General features: G+C 51.6%; 14 protein-coding genes. 8 read left to right on the top strand and 6 right to left on the bottom strand.

Features of this window, described 5'->3' with window-relative positions; translation table 11 throughout:
- Positions 1 to 17: 17 nt before the first annotated feature.
- The 6 genes from T491_RS0101050 to T491_RS15340 all read right to left on the bottom strand — a co-directional run bounded on the left by T491_RS0101050 (position 18) and on the right by T491_RS15340 (position 5546).
- Complete coding sequence (locus tag T491_RS0101050; protein WP_028902236.1) at positions 18 to 923, bottom strand: CDP-alcohol phosphatidyltransferase family protein; 906 nt, start codon at positions 921 to 923, stop codon at positions 18 to 20.
- A 41-nt stretch (positions 924 to 964) separates the two neighbouring features.
- Entirely contained in the window at positions 965 to 1744 is a 780-nt protein-coding gene (locus T491_RS0101045) for a hypothetical protein (protein ID WP_028902235.1), read from the bottom strand.
- Positions 1741 to 2448, bottom strand: a complete 708-nt coding sequence (locus T491_RS0101040; RefSeq protein WP_028902234.1) for a sugar phosphate nucleotidyltransferase — start codon at positions 2446 to 2448, stop codon at positions 1741 to 1743. The genes T491_RS0101045 and T491_RS0101040 overlap by 4 nt, the downstream gene beginning before the upstream one ends.
- A gap of 124 nt (positions 2449 to 2572) precedes the next feature.
- A complete protein-coding gene (locus T491_RS15350) occupies positions 2573 to 3433 on the bottom strand; it encodes a patatin-like phospholipase family protein (RefSeq protein WP_051522894.1) in 861 nt (286 codons plus the stop codon).
- Positions 3430 to 4203 carry a head GIN domain-containing protein gene (locus T491_RS15345; protein ID WP_197018765.1) on the bottom strand — a complete coding sequence of 258 codons (774 nt, stop codon included), beginning with the start codon at positions 4201 to 4203 and terminating at the stop codon, positions 3430 to 3432. The genes T491_RS15350 and T491_RS15345 overlap by 4 nt, the downstream gene beginning before the upstream one ends.
- A 92-nt stretch (positions 4204 to 4295) precedes the next feature.
- Positions 4296 to 5546, bottom strand: a complete 1251-nt coding sequence (locus tag T491_RS15340) for a sensor histidine kinase KdpD (RefSeq protein WP_051522892.1) — start codon at positions 5544 to 5546, stop codon at positions 4296 to 4298.
- 161 nt (positions 5547 to 5707) lie between these two features.
- On the opposite strand from T491_RS15340, the gene T491_RS0101020 reads away from it, so the two are divergent.
- The 8 genes from T491_RS0101020 (at position 5708) to T491_RS0100985 (ending at position 18471) form a co-directional block, all read left to right on the top strand.
- Positions 5708 to 7195 carry a class I SAM-dependent RNA methyltransferase gene (locus T491_RS0101020; protein ID WP_028902233.1) on the top strand — a complete coding sequence of 496 codons (1488 nt, stop codon included), beginning with the start codon at positions 5708 to 5710 and terminating at the stop codon, positions 7193 to 7195.
- Positions 7185 to 9338, top strand: coding sequence for a S9 family peptidase (locus tag T491_RS0101015; protein ID WP_028902232.1), 2154 nt, complete (start codon positions 7185 to 7187; stop codon positions 9336 to 9338). The genes T491_RS0101020 and T491_RS0101015 overlap by 11 nt, the downstream gene beginning before the upstream one ends.
- Positions 9339 to 9360: 22 nt before the next feature.
- On the top strand, positions 9361 to 10647 hold the full coding sequence (gene purD / locus T491_RS0101010) for a phosphoribosylamine--glycine ligase (RefSeq protein WP_028902231.1): 1287 nt from the start codon (positions 9361 to 9363) through the stop codon (positions 10645 to 10647).
- A 10-nt stretch (positions 10648 to 10657) separates the two neighbouring features.
- Positions 10658 to 11584: a hypothetical protein gene (locus T491_RS0101005; RefSeq protein ID WP_155949982.1), complete on the top strand. Its 927-nt coding sequence runs from the start codon at positions 10658 to 10660 to the stop codon at positions 11582 to 11584.
- A complete protein-coding gene (locus tag T491_RS0101000) occupies positions 11575 to 12027 on the top strand; it encodes a YqaA family protein (RefSeq protein ID WP_028902229.1) in 453 nt (150 codons plus the stop codon). Before T491_RS0101005 ends, T491_RS0101000 begins: the two co-directional genes overlap by 10 nt.
- A gap of 95 nt (positions 12028 to 12122) precedes the next feature.
- Complete coding sequence (locus T491_RS0100995; RefSeq protein WP_028902228.1) at positions 12123 to 15488, top strand: DUF2723 domain-containing protein; 3366 nt, start codon at positions 12123 to 12125, stop codon at positions 15486 to 15488.
- A gap of 3 nt (positions 15489 to 15491) precedes the next feature.
- Positions 15492 to 16103 carry a polysaccharide deacetylase family protein gene (locus T491_RS0100990; protein WP_028902227.1) on the top strand — a complete coding sequence of 204 codons (612 nt, stop codon included), beginning with the start codon at positions 15492 to 15494 and terminating at the stop codon, positions 16101 to 16103.
- Between the two features lie 19 nt (positions 16104 to 16122).
- The gene (locus tag T491_RS0100985) at positions 16123 to 18471 is read left to right on the top strand and encodes a glycoside hydrolase family 3 C-terminal domain-containing protein (RefSeq protein ID WP_028902226.1); all 2349 of its coding nucleotides are present in this window, start codon (positions 16123 to 16125) and stop codon (positions 18469 to 18471) included.
- Positions 18472 to 18484 lie beyond the last annotated feature (13 nt).

The following is an 18484-nucleotide window of genomic DNA, read 5'->3' as shown; positions in this document are numbered from 1 at the left end:
TCACTCTTCACTAATCACTATTCACTAATCTCCTTACAGAGGGCCTCGTGCTTGCTGTGCATGTACATATACATGGCCTGGAAGACCGTGATCTCCACCAGAGGATATACCCAGGGGCAATCCAGCAGACAGGTGACATAGATGGTGATAGCGCGCGTATTGAACGTGAGCAGATTGGTGTACTTCATCAACGGACGACTGCCTGCCAACAAGCGCTGACGGACCTCCTCAGAGGGCTGTGCCTTCCAACGGGCGAAGAACTGCTGGAACTGCGGGGTGCGCTGCTCCTGACTCTTACAGTAGTTGGCGTAGTTGTAGAAGAACAAACGCGACAGCCAGTCGCTCTTGGGCAACGACTCGTAGTGGGCACGCTGCTGCTTGTAGTTATCGAGTTCGCTACCCTCCTTACCCAACAGGAAGAAGAGGTGGATCTGACGGTAGTAATCGGCCAGCGAACTCTGTTTGGCATGCAAGCCAATACCTGCAATCGCACAGAGCACAAAAGCCCAGAAGCCCCACTCGATATCCGTTCCCGGGATGTGCTGGTTCCACAGACGGGCGATGATACCGATATAGATACTGGTGAACCACAGATCGCCTGAGAAACCATCCAGCATACGACCAATCAGGGTCTTCTTGCCGGTGATACGTGCCATCTGACCGTCGGTACTATCGCAGAAGTTGGCAAACATCAGCAACAGTACACCATAGATGTTATGCAGCAGGTCGGTGTAATGGAACATCCAACCAGCGCCCACGCCTAAGAAGATGGATACGATGGTAATAACATTGGGGTGGATGTCCAGTTTGTTCCACAACAGGGCAAACACCAATCCTATAGGACGTGTAAAGTGCACGTCCAACCACTCTTCAGTATCCTCTGACTTAAATGATAATTTTAGTAATTCCTTAAAACTTGACATTATTTTAGTTTGCAATTTAATACTTCGTATAGAACTAATCACTAATCACTATTCACTAACCCCGCGATAGCTTCGGCGGCTTCGTCACGACAACGCGAAAAACTGGGCCAGTCGTTAAAGTCGATGACACAGAACGAGCCATCCTCACGTACGATACAGTCGCCTCCATACACCTGGATACCCACAGCCTGAGCGAGGGTCTCAGCCGTATGCTGCAGCACAACCTCCTGGAACGGATAGTGACGAGCTGAGCCATTACGCGCCTCATCGCCGAATTTGGTATCACCATCGTCGGTGGGATAGTAATAGCGGAAGAAACCGGAACCGCTCACTCCATAGAACTTCACCAGATCGCCAGGTACATGCGCACTCACCGTATAGGCCGTGATGCCACGCTGTTCGAAAGCAGCTATCTTCGCAGCCAGTTCGGTTTTATCGGCCACATACTGCACATCATCCTTGCTCTGTGCAGCTGCATCGCCACGCTTCAGCCAGTAGCCATGGCTGCCCTCCTGTGGAGGTACAGGCGTATCAGACAGTTGCATGATGGTTGCCAGCTGACAACGCCCGCAGTTACGGATAGCCGCAGAGGTGTTGATCACGCCAGCTTTGCTCTGCAGTTTCTCCAGTGTCTCAGGCAAGCGCCCCATGGTCAGCACCCAGTCGTAGCCATCGACATGGGTGAGTTGCTGCTCACCAATGGCATCCACCTGATGTCCGGCTGCCACGAGCTTAGTACCCACAGCATCCAGTATCGCCCGGTCCTTCTCTACAGAGTTAGGAGAGAACTGCTCTGCTCTATATATCAACAGTATCTTCATTTCAAAAAGTCTTCCGCTTTCTCAATATCGCTGGCATGGTCGATGTCGAGCACCTTCGAGAAGGCATAGGCCTTCAGCTGCAGGCCTTCGTTCACCAAGGCACGCTGGAAGTTACGCATACGACTCTCGCCACGGGCTATGCAGCGCTCCAGTACAGGGATAGCCTTAGGGGTGAGTCCATAGATGCCGCCGCTGATATACTGTGGATGGTCGCAACTATCCAGGAACGCGGTGATGCGCTGCGCCTCATCAACAGCCACATGAAGTGGTTTCTCGTCGTCGATATAGTCGGTCACGCCCATCAGGCCATCTACCTCGTTGGTATCGACCAGCTGTTCGAATGTCTTTACATACGTTGAGAATTCCTTTTCACGGAAGATGGTATCCACGGTAGTCAGTACAAAAGGCTCATCCTTCAACCAAGCACTCAGTTCCCACATGCTATGCATTGAGCTGGGGGTGCTCTTCACCTTATATCTCAAGGGTACCTGCCCTGCCTCGGCAACAGCCTTCAGGTGAGCAGCCACATCGGTCATCTGTTCATTACATATCACACATATCTCGCTGGCACCTTGCGCCATAAACACACGAATCAGGCGGTCGATCAGCTGTTCACCCCCCACTTTCACCAGTGGTTTCGGCGCAGCTACGCCCTCCTGAGCCAGTCGCGAGCCCTCGCCCGCTGCTATTATCGCATACTTCATACTTAAATATCCTAACCTGATTTTCCTGTTTTTGTCCCATTTCTGGCTGCAAAATTACGCATTTTTGTTGAAAGTACGGAAACTTCGGCTATATATTTAGGTTTTATTTGCTTAAAAAGACCCTTCACTGGGTGGTATAAGCCATCAATGCCTGATGGGTTTTCTGGTGACCAACAGCGATAATTTTTTCTGACTTATCGTAGTCGAATCCACTAAAACGACTCATCTGGATATCGACCAGGACATCAGGATGGGTCAGCTGCGCCATCAGCAACGAGTTCTGACGAATCATGATGGAGCTGGTGCGCGAGAGCATGGTGTAATAGTTGAAATCGAGGTTATCAGGTAATAAACGGTTCAGGATCTGCTGCGACAGCGAGGTGCTGCGCTTGCGCTTCTCATGGAGTTCCTGATGCATCAGCCATTGCGCCTTGTAATCATGCCCACTCACATCGATACCAATCAACAGGTCGCCTTCCTGGCGCACGACCCGATTGAGAGGAATGGGATTGGTGACACCACCATCGATCAGGAGCATATCGCCACGACGCACGGGCTCGTAGAAGGTAGGCAACGAGATAGAGGCACGGATAGCCTCGAACAGACTGCCTTCACGGATGACTACTTCCTGCCCCGACAGATAGTCGGTAGCCACGGCACAATAAGGAATGGGTAGCTGTTCGATGGGCACATCGGGCACAAACTCCATGATAGCCTCAATAATGCGGGAGCCCTTGACCAAGTGGTTAAGACTGAACGAGAAATCTGTCAGCTCGAGCATTTTCTTACGGTCGATAGTCTTCATCCACTCGCGGAAATCATCGAGTTTACCAGCAGCATAGACGCCCCCAATGAGGGCGCCCATAGAACAACCGGCAACAGAGGTGATGCGGTAATCCTGCGACAGCAGTTCCTGAATAGCACCGATATGCGCCAATCCACGGGCGCCGCCACTGGACAGCACCAAGGCTACATCACGACTCATGGGGCAACTATTTTTAAGCCATCGGTGTCGATATCGCCCGAACCACGTTTGTGCTTACTCATCGTACGTACACTGCCTTTGAGCGAGATATCGCCCGAACCCATCAGTTCGGCATTCACAAAGCCACAGCCATCGCGAAAATCCACTACAATATCACCCGAACCACGGAGCGACAGATTGGTAGTATCGACCTGGTGCTGACGGATATCCACGTCGCCAGATCCTACCAGACTGACATCGGTCCGACGCCCTTCAAGGCGCTCGATATCCACATCGCCAGAACCTACTAATTCAATGTCGGCACGGTCGCAAAGGAGGTCAGCGAAATCGATATTACCAGAGCCTTTCAGGCGAATCGTCATCACATCGGTATCAACACGGCCCTCACTCAAGAAATCGCCTGAGCCATTGAGCGTCACACCAATCAGATCGGGTGAAGAAATACGGACACAGAGTTCGTCATCGCCACCAAAGCGCACATTGAACAGTCCATGTTTGCCACGGTTACGGATAGTAAGGGTGTTCCCCGACATTTCGGTGAGAATATCAGAAACCAGTTCCTTAGGACCACTGACACGTACAGAGAACGAATCGGCCTGAGTATAATAGACCGTGGGCGAACCATTGATCTCAACACGTTCGAACCCCTTGAGCGAACGCGACTCCATGGCCTGCTCGCCACTCAGTTGGATGGAACCATTAAACCCATTGGTATTACAAGCACACGAGGTGATACCCAACAGCACACACATCGATAGAAATAACTTCATTTTCATAACAGTAAATACGCTTTATATGTTTCAACTTATACCCGTTAGACGCAAACAAACAGGAAAAAGTTGCAAACACAACCTAAAAAAAATCAACCTAACGGCAGTTCAACCCAGAAACGAGAGCCCTCGCCCAGGATAGAGTCGACACCAATAGAGCCACCTAAGCTCTCTGCATGACTCTTGGCCACCGACAAGCCCAGACCCGTACCAGGAATATACTCATCGACCTTGACGAAACGCTCGAAGATACGCTGACGGTCGGCCTCGGCAATACCCTTACCGGTATCGAGAACCCACAGACAGAGACGATCGCTTTGAGGCAGATCGAAGCCAAGGGTGATAGAACCTTGCGTGGTGAACTTGACAGCATTCTGAACGAGATTGGACATAATCTCCTTGAGCTTGCCTATATCAGTATTCATCATCAGCTCGGGAATCGGGAACTGGGTGACCAGTGTGACAGCCGACGAATCGACCATCGGTGCAAAGGAGTCGGCAATCTGACGAAGTACAGGCACCACATCGATCTGCGACTTAACCAGACTCTTAGCCTCAGCCTCAACCTTCGACATGCTTACCAGACCATCGATAATATTAAGCAGCTTATAGTTGTTCTTCTGGATTTCGGTGATAATCTGATTACGTTCCTCGGCATCCTCAATCATCGGTAACAGATCGGCAAAGCCCACGATGGCGTTGAGCGGCGTACGAATCTCATGACCCATATTTGCCAAGAAAGCCGTCTTCAAGCGGTCGCTCTCCTCAGCCTTATTACGTGCAGTAATCAGTGCCGCCTCCATCTCCTTCTGGGCATCGATACGCATGGAAGTGCCCACCACACGCAAAGGCAGACCTTCCTCATCGCGAGCTGCGATGGTACCGAAACTCTCCTCCCAATAATAAAGCGCACCTTTACCTAACGACACACGATAGACCTCGTGGTACGACTGTGTCTTTCCCAAGCACACATTCTCAAGGGCCATCTTGACACGTTGACCATCACTCTTATCAAGAATCTCAGGGAGAACATCGAGGGGGAAATCGGGAGGGCCTACCAGACCACCCTTGGTCTCACGATAATCGGCATCCACATACAGTATCCTGCTGGGCACATCGATATGCCACGTACTGAGTTTCATGGCCTTGAGCACGAACTCCGATTCAATATTATTCTGACGGACCTTGGTCAGTTCCTCAAGCTCAGTCTGCAAACGACGACGTGTGCGACGCTGATAGACAATCATCACCATGAGCCACAACACCACCAAGACGCTGCCAATCCACAACGCCTGAATGAGATACGGATTATCCGACTGAGTATAGAGCAACAATCTAACCATAGGTTCTTAATTTCATGTGCAAAAGTAACCATAAAAATTAAAAAACGAACATTTTTAGGCTGATTTTTCATAAAAACAAAGCTTTTTTATTAGATTAACAGAAAAAAAGTACATTTTTAGGCCGATTTGCATTAACTTTGCAGCCTGTAAACATTAATGTAATGGAACAAAAGTATGAATTGATCGCCAAAACGTTTATGGGACTGGAACCTGTACTGGCGAAAGAGCTGACCCAACTGGGGGCTAATGATGTAGTGATCGGTAGACGAATGGTATCGTTTACGGGTGATAAGGAAATGATGTATCGTGCCAACTTTCAGTTGCACACGGCTATCAGGATTCTGAAGCCGATACGTCACTTTAAAGCGAAAAGCGCTGACGATGTGTATGAGGAAATCAAGAAGATTGACTGGACCGAATATCTGGGAACGGACAAGACATTCACCGTTGACTCAGTAGTCTTCTCAGAAGAATTCCGCCACTCCAAGTTTGTTTCGTATAAGGTAAAGGATGCTATCGTGGACCAGTTCCGCGAGAAGACCGGCAAACGCCCCAATATCTCGGTGGCCAACCCCGACATCCGTCTGAATATGCACATTGCCGAGGACAAGTGTACACTGAGTCTGGACTCGAGCGGTGAGAGTCTGCATCGTCGTGGTTACCGACAGGAGAGTGTAGAGGCACCCCTCAACGAGGTGCTGGCTGCAGGTATGATCCTGTTGAGCGGCTGGCAGGGCGATACCGACTTTATCGACCCGATGTGTGGTAGCGGTACCCTGTTGATTGAGGCTGCCCTGATTGCCAAGAACATGGCACCAGGACTCTTCCGCAAGGAGTTTGCCTTTGAGAAGTGGCCCGACTTCGATGCCGACCTGTTTGATGAGATCTACAACGACGAGAGTCATGAGCGTGAGTTCAACCACAAGATCTACGGATACGATATTGACATCAAGGCTGTCAACACTGCCCGTATGAACGTCAAAGCAGCTGGACTGAGCGACGTGATCACGGTTGAGGAGCAGGACTTCAAGAACTTCACCCAGCCTGCCAACAAGAGTATCATGATTTCGAATCCCCCCTATGGCGAGCGTATCTCAACGCCCGACCTGTTAGGCACCTATAAGATGATTGGTGAGCGTCTGAAGCATCAGTTCAAGGGCAACGACGCCTGGATTCTGAGCTATCGCGAGGAGTGTTTCGACCAGATTGGTCTGAAGCCCAGTATCAAGATTCCCCTTTACAACGGCAGTCTGGAGTGCGAGTTCCGCAAGTATCAGATGTTTGACGGTAAGTTGAAGGACTTCCGCTCGGAAGGTGGTGTTGTGAAGACCGAAGAAGAGAAGCGCCAGATGGCTGAGAAGCATCGTTTCAAGAAGGAGCGCGAATTCAAGAAGCGTCTGGAGGAGAAAGAAGAGAATGAAGAGGCCGACATTCTGAACTTCACATTCCACAAACACGATATCAACAAGAACCGTGGTGGACACGAGAGCTTTGACCGCAGCGGCAAGGACCGTAAGGAGTTCAACAGAGACCGTAAGGACTTCGGCAAAGGCGGCAGAGACCGTAAGGACTTCAAACGCGGCGGCAAAAGAGAATTCGGCAAAAAGGACTTCGGCAAGAAAAAGAGATTCGACGATGATGAGGATTAAACAGATGGTGGCCACCATGGCCATGATGGCAATCGCAATAACCATGAGTGCTCAGGATAAACTTTTCACATTGGAGGACCTTAACTTCGGCGGTAGGAACTACGCAAACCTTCGACCACAGAACATGTGGTTGACATGGTGGGGTGAGCAGTTGATTCAGACCGATGTGGAGGCATGCTATAAGATTGACACGAAGACAGGCAAGAAGAGCACCCTTTTTACCCTCGACGACATCAACAAATGGGCAGGCAGCAACGACACCAAGTACGTACGCCACCTGATGAACGCCTCGTTCCCCTACCCCAACAAGTCGCTGGTCCTGTTAGGCAACCGCAAGTCGGTGATCCTGTTAGACTTTGTCCAGAAGAAGATTGTATGGCAGGACAGTATCGCTGGTCAGCAGGCCAACGACTGGCATGCCGCATCGCGCGCCACAGCCTACGTAGAGGCTGATCAGCTGTTCGTGGTTGACGGACAAGGCAAGAAGCACCAGCTATCAACTGACGGTAGCCGTGAAATCGTCTATGGTCAGAGCGTACATCGCAACGAGTTCGGCATCCGCAAGGGTACCTTCTGGAGCCCCGACGGTCAGAAGCTGGCTTTCTACCGCATGGACCAGCGCATGGTAACCGACTATCCACAGGTGAACATCTTCCCTCGCAACGCCCAGCACGAGCCTGATAAATATCCGATGGCAGGCATGACATCGCACAAGGTGACGGTGGGCGTGTACGACCTGAAGACAGACAAGACCGTCTATCTGCAAGCCGGCAATCCTACTGACCGCTATTTCACCAATATCACCTGGAGTCCCGATGCCAAGACCGTTTACATGTTCGAACTGAACCGCAAGCAGAACGACTGCCGGTTGGTAGCGTATGATGCAGCAACGGGTCAGAAGACTGCCGAGTTGTATCGTGAGACCTCGAACAAATATGTGGAGCCTCAGAACCCCATTGTGTTCCTGCCCTGGGATGCCTCTAAGTTCGTCATGCAGAGCCAGAAGGACGGCTACAACCACCTCTACCTCTTTGATCAGAGCGGCAAGGAGCTGAAACAGCTGACCAGTGGTACATGGGTAGTGATGGAGCTGGTGGGATTCAACGAGAAAACCAAGAGCATTGTCTATACCAGCAACGAGGTAGATCCACGCTATTGCAACCTGTGGAGCCTGAACCTGAAGACAGGCAAGCGCCAGTTGTTGGACCGTGGTATCGGTGTGATTCAGCGCGCCCAACTGTCGGCCACAGGTCAGAAAGCCTGTCTGACGCTCTCGACACCCAACAAGCCCCGTCTGATTGACATCGTGACAACCGGCAAGCAGTCATCTCTGAATCTGCTGGATGCCCCCGACCCCTGGAAGGACTACCAGCAGCCCATCTATACCAGCGGCAGTATCAAGGCAGCCGATGGCGTGACCGACCTCTATTATAGAATGGTGAAGCCCCACGATTTCGATCCCAACAAGAAATACCCCACCGTGGTTTATGTCTATGGTGGTCCTCATGCCCACAACGTAGATGCCTCATGGCACTGGCTGAGTCGTCCATGGGAGACCTACATGGCACAGAAGGGTTATATCTGCTTCATCATCGACAACCGTGGTTCGGAAAACCGTGGTCGTGACTTTGAGCAGGCCACCTGGCACCAGTTAGGTCAGATTGAGATGCAGGACCAAATGAAAGGTGTGGATTTCCTGCGCCAGCAGCCCTATGTAGATATGAACCGCCTGGGTGTGCATGGCTGGAGCTTCGGCGGATTCATGACCATCTCGCTGATGACCAACTATCCCGACGTGTTCAAGGTGGGTGTGGCAGGTGGACCTGTCATCGACTGGAAGTGGTACGAGGTGATGTACGGCGAGCGTTATATGGGCACCCCACAGGACAATCCTGAGGGCTACGCCAAGAGCAGCCTCATCAGCAAGGCCAAGAACCTGAAAGGCAAGCTGCAGATTATCACCGGCTATAATGACAACACGGTGGTACCACAGCATTGTCTCTCGTTCCTCGATGCCTGCATCAAAGCCGGTACCCAGCCCGACTTCTTTGCCTACCCCGGCGAGGAGCATAACATGCGAGGGCATGCCTCAGTGCATCTGCATGAGCGCATCACCCAATACTTCGAAGACTATTTAAAGTAATCATAAAGTTCAAAGTTCAAAGATGAAAATCTTACTGTTAGGAAGCGGCGGACGTGAGCACGCCTTAGCTTGGAAAATTGCTCAGAGTGATAAATGCGAGAAACTCTACATCGCACCAGGTAATGCCGGTACAGGCCAGTGTGGCGAGAACGTTGCCATGAAGGCCGACGACTTCGAAGCCATCAAGGCTTTCGTGGTAGAGAAAGGCATCAACATGGTGGTGGTGGGTCCTGAGGATCCATTGGTCAAGGGCATCTACGACAATCTGAAGACTGACGAGCGTACCAAAGACATCCCTGTCATCGGTCCGTCAAAGGCCGGTGCCGTACTTGAAGGCTCGAAGGATTTTGCCAAGGCCTTCATGGAGCGCCACAACATCCCTACCGCACGTTACCAGACTTTCGACGGAGAGCATCTGGAAGAAGGCTTGAAGTTCCTGGAGACACTCGAAGCTCCTTACGTGCTGAAAGCCGATGGTCTCTGCGCTGGTAAGGGCGTACTGATCCTGCCTACCCTCGACGAGGCCAAGAAAGAGCTGAAGGAGATGTTAGGCGGTATGTTTGGCAATGCTTCAAGTCGCGTGGTCATCGAGGAGTTCATGAGTGGTATCGAATGCTCGGTATTTGTACTGACCGACGGCAAGAACTACAAGATTCTGCCCGAGGCCAAGGACTACAAGCGTATCGGTGAGCACGACACTGGTTTGAACACTGGTGGAATGGGTAGCGTTACACCCGTGCCTTTTGCCACCAAGGAGTGGATGCAGAAGGTAGAGGACCGTATCATCCGTCCTACCGTAGAGGGACTGGCCGCTGATGGCATCGACTATAAAGGATTTATTTTCTTCGGACTCATCAACCGTACTAACACCCCCAGCAAAGAGGCTGAGCCATATGTCATCGAGTATAACTGCCGTATGGGCGACCCAGAGACAGAGAGCGTCATGCTGCGCCTGAAGAGCGACATCGTCGACCTGTTTGAAGGTGTGGCTGAGGGCAACCTGAACGAGCGTGCCATCGCATTCGATGAGCGTGCCGCCGTCTGCGTGATGCTGGTTTCCGGCGGTTATCCCCAGGAGTACAAGAAAGGCTACCCCATCAAGGGTATTGAGGACGTAGAAGGCTCTATGGTGTTCCACGCAGGCACCGCGATGAAGGATGGTGAGGTTGTAACCAATGGTGGACGTGTCATTGCCGTATCATCATATGGAAAGGATAAGGCCGAAGCCCTGCAGAAATCATTCGAGGAGGCTCAGAAGATTGGATTTACCGACAAGTATTTCCGTCGTGATATCGGAGCAGATCTGTAAGATATAAATAGTGAAAAGATTACAGAATAGAATAGCAGAAAGTCGCCGCACGTTGCCGATAGCCATCCTGTATGGCATCGGCATCTGGCTGGCGTCAGGGATGGTACAGCACCATTGGTGGTTTCAGTTCGCCTGTTTCTTCACCGCAGTCTATGCGATGATTCATCTGAACAACATCAACATGCTGATACGCGTCTATAGCCGCATGGTATCAGTAGCTTATATCATGCTGGGCTGTTCGGCTGTATGGCTTTTTTCTTCGGTCCACGCCAGCATTGTGCAGGTATGCACCATCCTCATCCTACTGCTACTGTTTGCCAGTTATCAGGACACAAAGGCTATCGGAAAGATGTACTACGTCTTCCTGCTCATCAGTCTGGTGAGCTTGGCTGAGCCTTACTTCCTGCTATTCATCCCAATCATCTATCTGCTCATGGGCACCACGGTCTACTCCATGAGTATCCGTTCCTTCCTGGCCACGGTGTTAGGCCTGATCACCCCCTATTGGTTCTACATGGGGTGGCAGCTGTTCACTCATATCAAGGAACCCAGCGCCATGCTGAGTTTCCTGTCGCATTTCAAGGATATGAGCTGGAGTCCGGACTATACAGCACTGACACTTCCACAGCTCATCTATTTCGGTCTGCTGGTGGTGCTGTTCGTGGTAGGAGCCATCCATTTCTGGTTGACCAGTTATATGGATAAGATCCGTGTACGTAATATCTATGCCAGTCTGAACCTGCTCACTCTCTACAGCTTTGTCATGATGGCCATTCAGCCACAGGCATACGAGGTGTGGATACAGGTGCTCACCATTACCGTAAGCCCCATTATAGCCCACTTCATCTCACTCACCAGAACCCGCATGTCGAACATCTTCTTTATCGTGGTGACAGCGGTTGTTCTGCTTTTAACCGGCATGAACCTATGGATGTAATCATCAGTTTTCTCACACAGTACGGCTATTGGGGCATGTTGTTGGCAGCATTCCTGGCCGGCAGTTTCTTCCCGTTCTCAAGCGAGGCCGTGATGGTTGGTCTGATGGCTACCGGACTGGACCCCTGGCTGCTGATGATCTATGGCACTATAGGAAATGTACTGGGCTCGGTATTCAATTACGGCGTGGGCCGAATGGGTAAGTTGGAGTGGATTGAGACCTATCTGCACGTGAAGAAGGAAGATCTGGACAAAGCCCACCGTTTTCTGGCAGGACATGGCGCCTGGATGGGCTTCTTTGCCTTTCTGCCTGTACTGGGTAGCGCCATCACGATAGCCTTGGGACTGATGCGATCGAACGTCATCATCACGTTTATCGCCATCACATTAGGCAAGTTATTCCGTTATGTGGTCTTAATCTATGGTGCAGGATTGTTTATGTAAGTTAATTATCAATTGTCGATTGTAAATTATCAATTATAATTTGTACCTTTGCACCACCAAACTCGAATTTTAACGTTAAAGAAAATATTTGTGTAATGAAACAATTCAGGTTAGTAGACAACGCATTGGGCTGGTTCGCTTTTTTAGTGGCTGCCATTGTCTATTGTTCTACCATTGAACCGACAGCCAGTTTCTGGGACTGTCCGGAATTTATCACCACGGGGTATAAATTGGAGATCGGTCACCCACCAGGGGCACCTTTCTTCATGCTCACAGCTAATCTGTTCTCACACTTTGCAAGCGATCCAACGCAAGTGGCACGCATGGTCAACACCATGAGCGCCCTTTTGTCGGCCACTTGTATTCTGTTCCTGTTCTGGACCATCACGCATCTGACGCGTCGATTGCTCATCAGCAACTGGAACGAGTTGACATGGCCCAAGACGATTGCCATCGAGGCCTCAGGATTGGTAGGAGCACTCATCTATACCTTCAGCGACACCTTCTGGTTCTCGGCTGTTGAGGGTGAGGTCTATGCTTACTCTTCAGCATTCACCGCTGTGGTATTCTGGTTGATTCTGAAATGGGAAGATCACGCCGACGAGCCTCATAGCGACCGTTGGCTGATCCTGATCATGTATATGACAGGTCTGTCTATCGGCGTTCACCTGTTGAACCTGCTCTGTGTACCAGCCATCGTATTGGTTTACTACTACCGTCGTTTTCCCGATGCCAACCTCAAGGGTTCACTCATTGCATTGGCTGTGTCGATAGTCATCCTGGCCGCCGTGCTCTATGGTGTCGTTCCCGGCATCATCACCGTGGGAGGCTGGTTCGAGCTGTTCTTCGTGAACACCCTCGGCATGCCATTCAATACGGGCGAGATCATCTATCTCATCCTGTTGGTAGCCTGTGTAATCTGGGCTGTTTATGAAACCCAGACACAGCAGCACTCGCTCACCATCCAGAACATAGCCTTCCTGCTGTCGGTAGGCATGCTGGGTATCCCCTTCTACGGTTGGGGATGGTCGGCATTCTTCATCGGTGTCATCGTACTGGCTGCCCTGTGGTTCCTGCTGAAGTACACGGTGAACAAGCAGGCACTCATCACTGCCCGCATGAAGAACACCATGTTGCTCTGCATGCTGATGCTGATGATTGGCTATTCAAGCTATGCCCTCATCGTGATCCGTTCATCGGCCAACCCGCCTATGGACCAGAACTCACCTGAGGATATCTTCACACTGGGCGACTACCTGGGACGTGAGCAGTACGGTCAGCGTCCTCTGTTCTATGGTCAGGCCTATACCTCACAGGTAGCTCTGGAGCAGGAAGGCAACTACTGCAAACCCGTCATGACGAAGGGTAAGCCCGTTTACCAGCGTAAAGAGAAAGCCTCGGCCGAAGAGAAGGACTCTTATTTTGTTGTACGCACCAAAGATGAATATAAGTATGCTCAGAATATGCTCTTCCCACGCATGTATGATGCCGGTCATGCCCAGGCTTATGAGTCGTGGATGGGCGGTGTAGATGGCACAGAAGTGCCTTACGACCGTTGTGGTGAGCAGATGACCGTGAAGGTTCCTACACAGCTGGAGAACCTCCGCTTCTTCCTGAGCTATCAGTGCAACTTCATGTACTGGCGCTACTTCATGTGGAACTTTGCCGGTCGACAGAATGATATCCAAGGCAACGGCGAACTGGAGCACGGCAACTGGATTACCGGTTTCTCGTTTATCGATGATGCACGTCTGGGCGACCAGAGTCTGCTTCCTACCGATCTGAAGGAGAACAAGGGTCACAATGTGTTCTACTGCATGCCTCTGATACTCGGTCTGCTGGGTCTTTTCTGGCAGGCATGGTACACCCGCAAGCGTAAGGCGATGGTGAATGGTCAGGAGAAGTTAGTCGATGAGCCGATAGGCATCCAGCAGTTCTGGGTGGTATTCTTCCTGTTCTTCATGACAGGACTGGCCATCGTGATATATCTGAACCAGACACCTATGCAGCCCCGTGAGCGTGACTATGCGTATGCCGGTTCATTCTATGCCTTCGCCATCTGGTGTGGTATGGGTGTAGCAGCCATCATCGACTGGCTGAACCGCAAGCTGAAGAAGGAGAACCTGGTGGTAGCTGCCGTTGTCGGCATCGTCTGTCTGCTGGTTCCTGTTCAGATGGCATCACAGACCTGGGACGACCACGACCGTTCAGGCCGCTACTGCTGTCGCGACTTCGGCCAGAACTACCTCATGACCCTGCAGGAAGAGGGCAACCCGATCATCTTCACCAATGGTGACAACGATACCTTCCCACTCTGGTACAATCAGGATACTGAGGGATTCCGTACCGACGCACGCGTCTGCAACCTCTCTTACCTGCAGACTGACTGGTATATCGACCAGATGCGCCGTCCTGCGTTTAAGTCGCCTTCTGTCCCCATCACCTGGAGCCGTCTGGAGTATTGTGCAGGCACCAACGAGTATGTACAGATTGATCCCTCACTGAAGAGCGAAGTGGAGAAGTTGTACCGCGAGAATCCAGAGGAAGCCAAGAAGAACTTCGGCGAAAACCCATTCGAACTGAAGAACATTCTGAAGTACTGGGTTCGCAACACTAATAAGGAGCTCCACGTCATTCCTACCGACACGGTCTACATGACCATCGATAAGGAAGCTGTACGCAAGAGCGGTATGATGATGGCAGCTGACAGTATCCCTGACCGGATGGTCATCTCGCTGAAAGGCAAGAGCGCGCTCTATAAGGGCGACCTGATGATGCTCGAGATGATTGATCAGTGCAACTGGACACGTCCTATCTACGTAGCCACCACCGTAGGTGCTGAGAACTACATGAACCTGGGCGACAACTTTATCCAGGAGGGCTTGGCCAACCGTATCTCACCCTTCACCACCAACGCCCCAGGCGCAAAGAACTTCGACACAGAGAAGACTTATAACAACGTGATGAAGAAGTTTAAGTTCGGTGGTGTGGATAAGCCCGGCATCTATCTCGACGAGACCGTGATGCGCATGTGTTACACCCACCGTCGCCTGATGTCGCTGCTGGCCATGAACCTCATTCAGGAGGGTAAGGACAAGCAAGCCAAGGAGGTACTCGACAAGGCAGAGAAAGAATTGCCAAGTTACAATATCCCTCACGATTATCAGAGCGGTTCGATGGAGCTGGCCCGTGCCTATGCCCTGATTGGTCAGACCAAGAAGGCTCAGGAACTGATCGACCAGCTGTGGAAGAAGTCGGCCGAATACATGATCTTCTATTGTTCGCTCGATGGTCAGCGCTTCGCCAGCTCACAGCAGGATTGTCTGCTCCATATGTACATCCTGAATCAGGTACTCAACCTGCAACAGGTTGTAGATGAGAAGAAGGGCAAGGAGAAGGAGCAGCAGTTCCAAGGCATCAGCAAGATTTACGAAGCTAAGGGAGGAACTTACGGAAACTAAGATATGTTTATAGAGCAACCGGCAAAATTTCTACGCTGGCTCTACCCTAGAGCATACTGGCGAATGGACCGTCGTGTGAAGGCAGTGTACCTGACCTTCGACGACGGCCCTATCCCAGAGGCTACGCCGTTTATCCTCGACACGCTGAAGGAATTTGGTGTGCGCGCCACCTTCTTCATGGTAGGCGATAATGTACGCAAATACCCCGAACTCTACCAACGCATTCTGGCCGAAGGGCATCAGGTGGGCAATCACACCCACAACCATATTGGCGGTCTGCGTCACTCCATCAAGGAATACAGCTATAATGTGGAGAAGGCCAACGCCTACATCCACAGTCATTATGTACGTCCGCCACATGGCTGGATGCGTATGGCACAGTATGCCTGGCTGAGCAGGAAATACAAGATTGTGATGTGGGACCTCGTGACACGCGACTACTCCAAGTGGCTGACCGCCGAAGATGTGGTCTATAATATAAAGAGGTACGCGCGAAACGGTTCGATCATCACCTTCCACGACTCGCTGAAGAGTATCGACAAACTGAAGACCGCCCTACCCGAGAGTCTGCAATGGCTCAAGGACCAAGGCTATGAGTTCAGGATATTCCCTTAGAACCCCCAAAATAATAACAATGAAACGAATTCTAACCACTTGCTTATTAGCAACAACATTCGCAATGACGACAAATGCGCAACCACAGCTCCGCGCCGATAATATCGACGAGGTGCTCAAGGCAATGACCCTTGAAGAGAAAGCCAAACTACTGGTTGGCGGTGCAAACAATTTCTTTAGTGACAATGCCGTGGTTGGCGGTGAGGCTGACCTCGTGGCAGGCGCTGCAGGCACATCGCCTGCCATCCCCCGATTGGGTATCCCCGCCACCGTGCTCACCGACGGACCTGCCGGTGTACGTATCGATCCCACCCGTAAGGGAACCACTAAGACGTACTATGCCACAGCCTTCCCTATCGGCTCGTGTCTGGCTTCAACCTGGAACACCGACTTGGTAAACAAAGTAGGTCAGGCCATTGGTAACGAGACCAAGGAGTACCGCTGCGACGTGATTTTAGGTCCTGGCATGAATCTGCACCGCAATCCCTTGTGTGGACGTAACTTCGAGTACTACTCTGAAGACCCGCTGCTCACCGGAAAGATTGCCGCAGCCTATATCCAGGGCGTACAGAGCCAGGGTGCCGGCGTATCAGCTAAGCACTATGCCATCAACTCACAGGAGACAGATCGTACTGCTGTAGACGAGCGCGTCAGCCAGCGCGCTGCTCGCGAACTCTATCTGCGTGGTTTCGAGATTGCCGTCCGTGAGAGCGATCCTTGGACTATCATGGCTTCATACAATCAGGTGAACGGTCTGTACTCAATGGGTAACCACGACCTGCTCACCAAGATTCTGCGCGACGACTGGGGCTTCAAGGGTATTGTGATGACCGACTGGATTGGCATCCGCGATGGTCTGACCACTATCAGCGAGGTACATGCCGGCAACGACCTGATGGAGCCAGGACAGCCTGCTCAGGTGAACGAGATCATAGAAGGCGTGAAGAGTGGCAAACTCGATATCAAGGATGTGGATCGCAACGTGCGCCGTATGCTTGAGTATATCGTCAAGACCCCCAGCTTCCATCAGTACCCAGCATCTAACAATCCCGACTTCAAGGCCCATGCAGCCATCACCCGTCAGAGTGCCAACGAGGGTATTGTACTGCTCAAGAACAATGGCTCGCTGCCCTGGAAGAACGGTGCCATCAAGACCGTTGCCCTGTTTGGCGAGAACTCGTACGACTTTCTGTCGGGTGGTACCGGTTCTGGTTGCGTTCACCCACCTTACGTGGTTGACATGCTCGAGGGTCTGAAGAATGCCGGCATCAGCTCATCACCCGTACTCACCGATATCTATCGTAAGTACATCGAGTTTGCCCGTGTCAAGTTCCAGGCCGAGCGTCATCCTGCCAAGTGGTATCAGCGTGAATACTTCGGACAGCAGAAATATCCAGAGATCGGTATCGATCCTATCGCTATCAACAACGAGGTAAAGACTACCGATGCAGCCATCATCACCATTGGTCGTCAGGCTGGCGAGGGTGTAGACCGCGACCTGAACACCGAATTCAACCTCATCCCCGAGGAGCGCGCACTCATCACCGACGTATGCAATGCCTTCCATGCAGAGGGTAAGCCCGTCATCGTCATCATCAACTCGGGCAGTGTCATCGAGACAGCCTCTTGGAGTGGCTACCCCGATGCTATTCTGTGCGCATGGCAGCCTGGTATGGAGGGCGGTAACTCGATTGCCGACCTGCTGACGGGTAAGGTAAATCCTTCAGGTAAGCTCACCATGACATGGCCTATCGCTGCTACCGATCATGCTTCAACCAAGAACTTCCCTGGTCAGATAGACGACTACTCGCTGCAGATGATGATTGGCAGCAAGGCGCCCATCCCCGGACATGCCTATACCAACCACGAGGAGGACATCTACGTTGGCTATCGCTATTTCGACAGCTTTGGTCGCGATGTTGCCTACCCCTTCGGATTCGGTCTGAGCTATACCACCTTCGCCTTCACAAAACCCGTGGTTAAGGCCAAGGGCAAGGAGGCTGTCGAGGTCAGCATCACCGTCAAGAACACTGGAAGCGTCAGCGGTAAGGAGGTAGCTCAGGTTTACGTGCAGGCCCCCAACGGCAAGCTTGAAAAGCCCGCTCAGGAGCTGAAAGCCTTTGCCAAGACCCGTGAGTTGCAGCCCGGTGAGAGTCAGGTACTCACCATGACTATCCCCGTTCGCATGCTGGCCAGCTTCGACGAGGCTGGTAGCCAGTGGCTCACCGAGGCAGGCACCTATACCTTCCGTATAGGAAATAGCAGCCGCAACATTGCTGCGACTGCTACTCTCAAATTGGGTGAATATACCGAAAAGACCAGTAACGCTTTGGCACCTCAGCACAAACTGAATCTGCTCAAGAAGTAAGCGTCAGCAGAAG

Source organism: Prevotella sp. P6B4 (genome assembly GCF_000619985.1).
Lineage (GTDB): Bacteria > Bacteroidota > Bacteroidia > Bacteroidales > Bacteroidaceae > Prevotella.
Note: the sequence above shows the minus strand (reverse complement) of the source record. Positions and strands in the feature narration are given on the sequence as shown.

What these genes read in the sequence shown, in the direction of transcription:
- T491_RS0101050 (WP_028902236.1), bottom strand. Translation starts at nt 923, where the DNA reads ATGTCAAGTTTTAAGGAATTACTAAAATTATCATTTAAGTCAGAGGAT.
- T491_RS0101045 (WP_028902235.1), bottom strand. Translation starts at nt 1,744, where the DNA reads ATGAAGATACTGTTGATATATAGAGCAGAGCAGTTCTCTCCTAACTCT.
- T491_RS0101040 (WP_028902234.1), bottom strand. Translation starts at nt 2,448, where the DNA reads ATGAAGTATGCGATAATAGCAGCGGGCGAGGGCTCGCGACTGGCTCAG.
- T491_RS15350 (WP_051522894.1), bottom strand. Translation starts at nt 3,433, where the DNA reads ATGAGTCGTGATGTAGCCTTGGTGCTGTCCAGTGGCGGCGCCCGTGGA.
- T491_RS15345 (WP_197018765.1), bottom strand. Translation starts at nt 4,203, where the DNA reads ATGAAGTTATTTCTATCGATGTGTGTGCTGTTGGGTATCACCTCGTGT.
- T491_RS15340 (WP_051522892.1), bottom strand. Translation starts at nt 5,546, where the DNA reads ATGGTTAGATTGTTGCTCTATACTCAGTCGGATAATCCGTATCTCATT.
- T491_RS0101020 (WP_028902233.1), top strand. Translation starts at nt 5,708, where the DNA reads ATGGAACAAAAGTATGAATTGATCGCCAAAACGTTTATGGGACTGGAA.
- T491_RS0101015 (WP_028902232.1), top strand. Translation starts at nt 7,185, where the DNA reads ATGAGGATTAAACAGATGGTGGCCACCATGGCCATGATGGCAATCGCA.
- purD (WP_028902231.1), top strand. Translation starts at nt 9,361, where the DNA reads ATGAAAATCTTACTGTTAGGAAGCGGCGGACGTGAGCACGCCTTAGCT.
- T491_RS0101000 (WP_028902229.1), top strand. Translation starts at nt 11,575, where the DNA reads ATGGATGTAATCATCAGTTTTCTCACACAGTACGGCTATTGGGGCATG.
- T491_RS0100995 (WP_028902228.1), top strand. Translation starts at nt 12,123, where the DNA reads ATGAAACAATTCAGGTTAGTAGACAACGCATTGGGCTGGTTCGCTTTT.
- T491_RS0100990 (WP_028902227.1), top strand. Translation starts at nt 15,492, where the DNA reads ATGTTTATAGAGCAACCGGCAAAATTTCTACGCTGGCTCTACCCTAGA.
- T491_RS0100985 (WP_028902226.1), top strand. Translation starts at nt 16,123, where the DNA reads ATGAAACGAATTCTAACCACTTGCTTATTAGCAACAACATTCGCAATG.